The organism is Burkholderia sp. BCC1988 (assembly GCF_905339895.1).
Taxonomy (GTDB): Bacteria; Pseudomonadota; Gammaproteobacteria; order Burkholderiales; family Burkholderiaceae; genus Burkholderia.
This window is the reverse complement of record NZ_CAJPHA010000033.1, coordinates 56,983-64,535: the sequence shown is the minus strand read 5'-3', so window position 1 is coordinate 64,535 and position 7,553 is coordinate 56,983. Positions and strand designations below refer to the sequence as shown.

The window sequence follows — 7,553 nt, the reverse complement described above, 5'->3', positions numbered from 1 at the left end:
AACCGGTCGCTCTGAATGACGCGGCCGGCACCGGCCGCACCCGCCACTGTCGACACACGCGCGTTCGGGCGCCCATCCCCGCCCTGAACGCGTCGCACGCGGCCGCCACCCGGCCGCGCACGTGCGTCCCGCCGCGCCCCACCCTGCGTGCGCGGCTCATGCGACGGACACCGCCACGCGGGCATCCGCCGCATCCCCTTGTTCGATGCATCGACGTACAACAACACTGGAGACACCTCAATGAAAAGCAGAATCGTGATCGGTTGCGCAGCGCTGGCAGGCGCGCTGGCCAGTAGCAGCGGCTTCGCGCAGAGCAGCGTGACGCTGTACGGCAACCTCGACGCCGCGCTGCTGTACACCAGCAAGACACGCGACGCGGCCACCGGCGCGAACGCCGGCCATCAGTTCGCGATGACCGACACCGGCATGACGCCGACGACGTTCGGGATGACCGGCACCGAAGATCTCGGCGGCGGCCTCAAGGCGAAATTCCAGCTCGAGAGCGGCTTCGCCGTCACCAACGGCGCGTTCGCGCATTCGAACGGCAACTTCTTCGGCCGCCAGGCGTGGGTCGGGCTCGACGGCGGGTTCGGCACGGTCAAGGCCGGCGTGCAGTATTCGCCGTTCCTGCTCGCGATCTTCGATTCGGATCCGCGCAGCTTCTCGCACTTCGGCAGCGGGCTGATCAACTACGTCGACAACGTGCTGGTGACGGGCCTGTTCAACCCGAACGCCGTGTCGTACACGAGCCCGACGATCGCCGGCCTCACCGGCAGCGCGATGTTCGCGTTCGGCGGCAAGGCCGGCGACTTCCAGGCCGGCCGCCAGTATTCGGCGAGCCTCAAGTACGAGCACGACGGCTTCATGATCGACGCCGCGTTCTACGATGGCAACGACGGCACCAACCCGACGCCGACGCCGAGCACCGTCGCGTTCGTCGGGCGCACGATCGGCGCCGCCTACCGCTTCGGCCCGGTCACCGCGAAGGCGTCGTTCACGAGCTACAAGGTCGGCGGCTCGTTCAGCAACAACGTGTACGGCGGCGGCCTCGACTACCAGGCGACGCCGGCCGTCGACCTGAACGGCGGCGTCTGGTTCACCAGCGATCGCAACGACACGGCCAATCACTCGCTGCTCGCGGCGATCGGCACGACCTACAGCCTGTCGAAGGCGACCGCGCTGTACGCGCAGGTCGCGATGGTCAACAACCACGGTGCGATGAACACCGGGCTGGGGATCACCAACGCGCTTTACGCGGTCACCGGCACGACCGTCGGCGCGAACGTCGGGATCCGCCATATGTTCTGATGCACGGGCGGTGGAGGCTGCATCGAACCACCGCCCCGATGCATTCGCACTCCGAATCGTTTTTCGCCGAGTCCGGCCTGCGGCGATGCATCCGGTTCCGGCGCCGCTTCCGTTGCGGACGGATGCGCGTGCAACGCTCCGCCCGCCCGTCACGTCCGTCTTGCCCGTCACGCCGTCACGCCGTCACGCCCATACCCCGTCACGCCCACGCGATCCGCACCGTGCCGCATCCGTCCACGCCGTGATCGCGGCATAGACCGCCGTCGACGCAACCCGTACCGCCTTGCCGCCGCACACGCGCCGCCGCGCGGCATGGCGACTTGCCCGCCTGCGCCATCCGTGTCGTTTTCGACCGGTTTCCGGGCGCATGACCGATAGTCCGTGTTCCCCGTTTCTCTACACTGATTCACACCAACCCACTTGCCTGGTGTCGCGTGCCGCGCGCCGCATCACCGACATCATGGCGATCCCGAGACAACCGCCTTCGTCCCCGACGGTCCCGCGCCCGCCTCGCCGCGCACCCGCTCGGCCGGCCGCGAAGGCGCCTTCCAGGAGCGTTCATTGAGTTCATCGCAAGCGCACCCCGCGAAAGCCCGGTCTTCGCGCAAGGCCCTCAAGCTGGATGACATCACGATCGTCGACCCTGCCGTCCTCAAGCGTGCGGTCGGGGCCATGGCGTTCGGCAACGCGATGGAATGGTTCGACTTCGGCGTCTACAGCTATATCGCCGTCACGCTCGGTAAAGTGTTCTTCCCGTCCAGCAGCCCGTCCGCGCAGCTGCTCGCGACCTTCGGCACGTTCGCGGCCGCGTTCCTCGTGCGTCCGCTCGGCGGCATGGTGTTCGGCCCGCTCGGCGACCGCATCGGCCGCCAGCGCGTGCTCGCCGCCACCATGATCATGATGGCCGTCGGCACCTTCGCGATCGGCCTGATCCCCAGCTACGCGTCGATCGGCATCATGGCGCCGATCCTGCTGCTCGTCGCGCGCCTCGTGCAGGGCTTCTCGACGGGCGGTGAATACGGCGGCGCCGCCACCTTCATCGCCGAGTTCGCGACCGACAGGCGCCGCGGCTTCATGGGCAGCTTCCTCGAGTTCGGCACACTGATCGGCTACACGCTCGGCGCGGCCACCGTCGCGATCCTGACGGCGACGCTGTCGCAGGAAGCGCTGCTGTCGTGGGGCTGGCGCGTGCCGTTCTTCATCGCCGGCCCACTCGGCCTCGTCGGCCTGTACGTGCGGCTCAAGCTCGAGGAAACGCCCGCGTTCAAGAAGGAAGCCGAAGCGCGCGAAGCGGACGAACGATCGCGCCCGAAGCAGTCGTTCGGCACGCTGCTCGTCGAACAGTGGAAGCCGCTGCTGCAGTGCGTCGGCCTCGTGCTGATCTTCAACGTGACCGACTACATGGCGCTGTCGTACCTGCCGAACTACCTGTCGGCGACGCTGCACTTCAACGAGACGCACGGCCTGTTCATGGTGCTGCTCGTGATGGTGCTGATGATGCCGATGACGCTCTACGCGGGCCATCTGTCGGACCGGCTCGGCCGCAAGCCGGTGATGATGTTCGGCTGCGTCGGCCTGCTCGTGCTGTCGGTGCCCGCGCTGCTCTTGATCCGCACCGGCGGGATGCTGCCGGTGTTCGGCGGGATGCTGATTTACGGCACGCTGCTGTCGACCTTTACCGGCGTGATGCCGTCCGCGCTGCCCGCGCTGTTCCCGACGCGGATCCGCTACGGCGCGCTCGCAATCGGCTTCAACGTGTCGGTATCGCTGTTCGGCGGCACGACGCCGCTCGTCACCGCGTGGCTCGTCGATCGCACCGGCGACCTGATGATGCCGGCCTACTACCTGATGGGCGCATCGTTCATCGGCATCGTGTCGGTGCTCGCGCTGCGCGAGTCCGCACGCCGGCCGCTGCCCGGCTCCGCACCGTGCGTCGCGAGCCGTGCGGAGGCGCAGGACCTGATTCGCCGCGGTGCCGACGCGGGCCGCGTGCGCGACCGCCAGTTCACGCCGGTCGGCGAACGCGCATGACGCGGTAACGTCGCAACGCAAGTCGTTGCGTCGTCACGCGATGCCGCGCGGCGCCCGCCGCCGGCATCGCGTGCGGCGTTCAGCCCGCCGCGAGCTGCTGCTCGTCGAACCAGTCGAGCAGCATCCGCGTGACGAACGCGGGGTTCTCCAGGTTCGAGATATGGCCGGCGTCCGGCACCAGCGCATGGCGGCAGCCGATCACGCTCGCCATCTTCACCGTCTCCGACGGCGGGCGCGCCATGTCGCCCGCGCCGCACATCAGCAGCGTGCGTTCGGCATCCAGCCCGGCGAGTGCGGCGAGCGTATCCGGCCGCCCGAAGATCAGCCGGCCGAGCGGGACGATCGATTCCCGCAGCCGGTCGGCCGGCAGGTTCGCGAGCGCCGCGCGAAAGGCGCGCGGCACCGGGTCGGCCAGGTTCACGTCCGGCCGGAAGAACAGCGGCACGATCGCATCGAGCAGCGGCGGCGCGATGCAGCCGGCGGCGGCGATCGCATCGAGCATCCCGAAGTAGCGCAGCCGCGTCGCGTCGGGTTCGGCCTCGAGCGACGCGTCCATCAGCACGAGCGAGCGCACGCGCTGCGGTTCGCGCAACGCGAGCCGCGCGCCCCACATCCCGCCGACGCTCAGCCCCACGACCGCGCACTGCTCGATCTCCAGCGCATCGAGCAACGCGCTCGCGTGCGCGGCGAGATCGTCGAGCGTCTGCGTGCCGGCAGGCAGCGGGCCCGACGCGCCATGTCCCCACAGGTCCGGCACGATCACGCGATACCGGCTCGACAATGCGTCGATCTGCGGCGCCCACATCGCGGCATCCCACAGATAGCTGTGCCCGAACAGCACCGGAAATCCGGTGCCGTGATCCTGGTAATGCAGGGTGCTGCCATGAACGATGTGTGCGGGCATGTCGTCTCCGGATGTCAATGCGGTGGGCGGTGAGCGGCGGCCCGGCAACGGGCGTCGCGATCCGCGGCGTTCTGCGACGAACGCGAAGCGGCGAATCATCGCACAGGTTGCCGCCGTTGCGGGTGACTGCCGCGCGTGCCGCGACGCAGCGCATCGCGCACTTGCGCCGCGCGGCCGGCACGACGCCGATCGCGCGACGCGGCCGGCGCCGGTGCGGCCGCCGCGATGGCGCACCACGCCGCGCGTGAAGCAACCGCCGACATGACTGCGGCGCCGGACGACCTCGGATCGTCCGGCGCCGCGACGGGTGAAACGCGCGCTCAGAACACCGCGTGCCCGCTGATGAGGCTCGGCAGCCAGGTGGAGAAGAACGGCATGTACGTGACGATGTTGATCGCACTGAAGATCGCGAGGTAATACGGCCACGCCATCTTCGTCGTCTCGCCGATCGACACGTTGCCGATCGCGCAGCCGACGAACTGCACCGAGCCGATCGGCGGGTGCACGAGTCCGAGCGAGCAGTTCAGCAGCAGCATGATGCCGAACTGCACCGGCCCGACGCCGCATGCCATCGCGATCGGCAGGAACAGCGGCGTCGTGATCAGGATGTGCGCGGCCATGTCGACGAACGTGCCGAGGAACACCTGGATGATGTTGATGTACAGCAGCATCAGCCACGGCGCGGCGGTCGACTGCTTGAGCAGCCCTTCGATCGCATCCGGAATCTCCAGGTACGACATCTGGAAGCGCAGCATGTTGGACACGGCGATCAGCAGCAGCACGACGCCCGTCGTGCGCGCCGCATGCGACAGCGCGCGCCGCAGCTTCCCGGCCGTCAGCGTCCGGTAGACGAGCGCGGTCAGCACGAGCGAGTACACGACGGCGATCGCGGCGGCTTCGGTCGCGGTCGCAATCCCCTTCGCGACACACACGAGGATGATCGCGATCACCATCAGGCCCGGCACCGCGCCGACGAAGCTGCGCAGCACCGCATACCAGCCCGGGAACGACGGCAGCGCCGACGAACCGTCCTCGCGGCGCGGATAGCCGTGGCGCACGGCCTGCCAGTATGCGGCCGCGAGCACGAAGCCCATCACCCACAGCACCGGCAGGAGGCCGGAAAACAGCAGGTCGCCGATCGACACGCCGCTCACCGGCTGGCCGTGCAGCACCCCCGTGATCCCCTGCGCGGCGAACGCGTAGATGATCATGTTGGTCGACGTCGGCATCAGCGCGCCGGCGAGCGACGCGTGGGTCGTCACGTTGACCGCGTAAGCCGCGCTGTAGCCTTCGCGCTTCATCAGCGGAATCACCACGCCGCCCATCGCGGAGGTATCGGCCGTCGGCGAGCCCGACACGCCGCCGAACAGCGTGCACGCGACGACGTTGGCCATCCCGAGGCCGCCGCGGAAATGGCCGACGGTGGCCTGCGCGAAGCGCAGGATCCGGTCCGCGATGCCGCCGTGCAGCATCAGCTCGCCGGAGAAGATGAAGAACGGCACCGCGAGGAACGAGAACGCGTTCATCCCCGAGATCATCGCCTGCATCGCGGTCGCGATCGGCAGCCCTTCGACCAGGTAGGTCAGCACGCAGGAAATGCCGAGCGCGAACGAGACCGGTACGCCGAGCACGAGGAAAACCAGAAAACTGACGGACAGGATCGCGAGTTCCATGGCGTTATTGTCCCGACGAAGAACGACGAAGCGCGAGCAGGTGCTCGAGCGAGAAGAGGATGATGGCGATCGCCGCGGGAATCGTGATCAGGTAGCGCACGCCTTCGGGCAACCCGATGATCGGAATGCGGTCGCCCATCGTCTCCGCGGCCATGCTGCCGCAGCCGACCATGATCGCGATCGCGAACGCGATCAGGCTCAGGTGCTGGATCGCGATCACCACGGTACGCGGGCCCGGTGACAGGCGCCGCACGAGCGAGTCGAGGCCGATGTGGCCGCCGTCGCGCACCTTCATCGCCGCGCCGAACATCGCGATCACGATCACCAGCAGCAGCGCGATCGGCTCGACGAAATCGGGCGCGTTCTCGAACGCGTAGCGCATCACGACCGCGTAGAACACCAGCACCGTGAGCGCCGCGAGACACAGCGACGCGACCACGGCCAGCGCGCGGAACAACAGGTCGTTCATGCAGCGCAGGCGCGGCGCCGCCGCATGCGGCCGGCACGGCGCCGCACCGTCCGCGGCCGCCGCGTCCGATGCGCCCACGGCCGCCGCGCCGTTCAGGGAAGCGCGACGGGTCACTTGGTGGCCTCGATCTCGTCGACGATCTGCTTCATCTGCGGCGTCTTCTCGTACTTCGCCCACAGCGGCTGCATCGCCTTCACGAATGCCGCGCGGTCGATCTGCGCGGCCGGCAGGATCTTCGCGCCGCCCTTCGTCACCGTCTGCTGCGCCGATGCCTCGCGCGCGGTCCACAGCTTCTGGTAGTACGGCACCGAATCGGCCGCTGCCTTCCTGATCGCGGCCTGTTCCTGCGGCGACAGCGTGTCCCAGATCTTCTTCGAGAACACCAGCACTTCCGGCGTCATCGCGTGCTGCGTCTCCGAGTAGTCGGGCGCCACCTCGAAGTGCTTGGTTTCCTCGTACGACGGCAGGTTGTTTTCCGCCGCATCGACGAGGCCCGTCTTCAGGCCCGTGTAGACCTCGGCGAACGGCATCGGCGTCGGCGTGCCGCCCATCGCCTTGATCTCGTCGACCATCAGGTCCGATGGTTGCACGCGCACCTTCAGCCCTTTCATGTCGGCCGGCGTGCGCACCGGGCGCTTCGCGTAGATCGAGCGCGCGCCGCTCTCGTAGAACGTCAGCGCGATCATCCCCTTCGCCGCGAACGCGTCGAGGATCTTCTGGCCGGCCGGGCCGTACATCGCCTTGCGGAAATGGTCGACGTCGCGGAACAGGAACGGGAACGACGGGATCAGCGACTCCGGCACAATCTCGTTGAACGACGCGCCGTTCACGCGCGCCATGTCGATCGCGCCGATCCGCACCTGGTCGACCGTGTCCTTCTCGGAGCCGAGCGCGCTGTTGCCGAACACCTTGATCGAGTCCTTGCCGCCCGTCAGCTTCGACAGCTCGTCGCCCATGTACTTGACCGCCATGTTGGTCGGGAAGCTGTCGCCGTGCACGTCCGCCGAGCGGAACACGCGGGCCTGCGCGGACACCGCGAAGCCGGCCATCAGCGCGACGGCCAGGGCGGTACGGGAGCGGGTGAATCGGTGCTTCATCGTCAGTCTCCTTGATGGTTGTTCGTCGTCTGGCGGCGATCCGGGCGGCTTGCGCATCAGTCGGGGCACGG

General features: G+C 68.4%; 6 protein-coding genes. 2 read left to right on the top strand and 4 right to left on the bottom strand.

Features of this window, described 5'->3' with window-relative positions:
• Positions 1-240 precede the first annotated feature (240 nt).
• Together U4012_RS32875 and proP are read left to right on the top strand one after the other, a co-directional pair.
• Positions 241-1,308 carry a porin gene (locus U4012_RS32875; protein ID WP_321803825.1) on the top strand — a complete coding sequence of 356 codons (1,068 nt, stop codon included), beginning with the start codon at positions 241-243 and terminating at the stop codon, positions 1,306-1,308.
• Between the two features lie 561 nt (positions 1,309-1,869).
• Positions 1,870-3,339: a glycine betaine/L-proline transporter ProP gene (gene proP, locus U4012_RS32870; protein ID WP_321803823.1), complete on the top strand. Its 1,470-nt coding sequence runs from the start codon at positions 1,870-1,872 to the stop codon at positions 3,337-3,339.
• A gap of 79 nt (positions 3,340-3,418) precedes the next feature.
• On the opposite strand, the gene U4012_RS32865 is transcribed toward proP, so the two are convergent.
• From U4012_RS32865 to U4012_RS32850, 4 genes are all read right to left on the bottom strand, one after another.
• A complete protein-coding gene (locus U4012_RS32865; protein WP_321803821.1) occupies positions 3,419-4,243 on the bottom strand; it encodes an alpha/beta fold hydrolase in 825 nt (274 codons plus the stop codon).
• 320 nt (positions 4,244-4,563) lie between these two features.
• Positions 4,564-5,916, bottom strand: a complete 1,353-nt coding sequence (locus tag U4012_RS32860) for a TRAP transporter large permease (RefSeq protein ID WP_321803819.1) — start codon at positions 5,914-5,916, stop codon at positions 4,564-4,566.
• A 4-nt stretch (positions 5,917-5,920) separates the two neighbouring features.
• Entirely contained in the window at positions 5,921-6,499 is a 579-nt protein-coding gene (locus U4012_RS32855) for a TRAP transporter small permease (protein WP_321803817.1), read from the bottom strand.
• On the bottom strand, positions 6,496-7,482 hold the full coding sequence (locus tag U4012_RS32850; RefSeq protein WP_321803815.1) for a TRAP transporter substrate-binding protein: 987 nt from the start codon (positions 7,480-7,482) through the stop codon (positions 6,496-6,498). Before U4012_RS32850 ends, U4012_RS32855 begins: the two co-directional genes overlap by 4 nt.
• Positions 7,483-7,553: the final 71 nt, after the last annotated feature.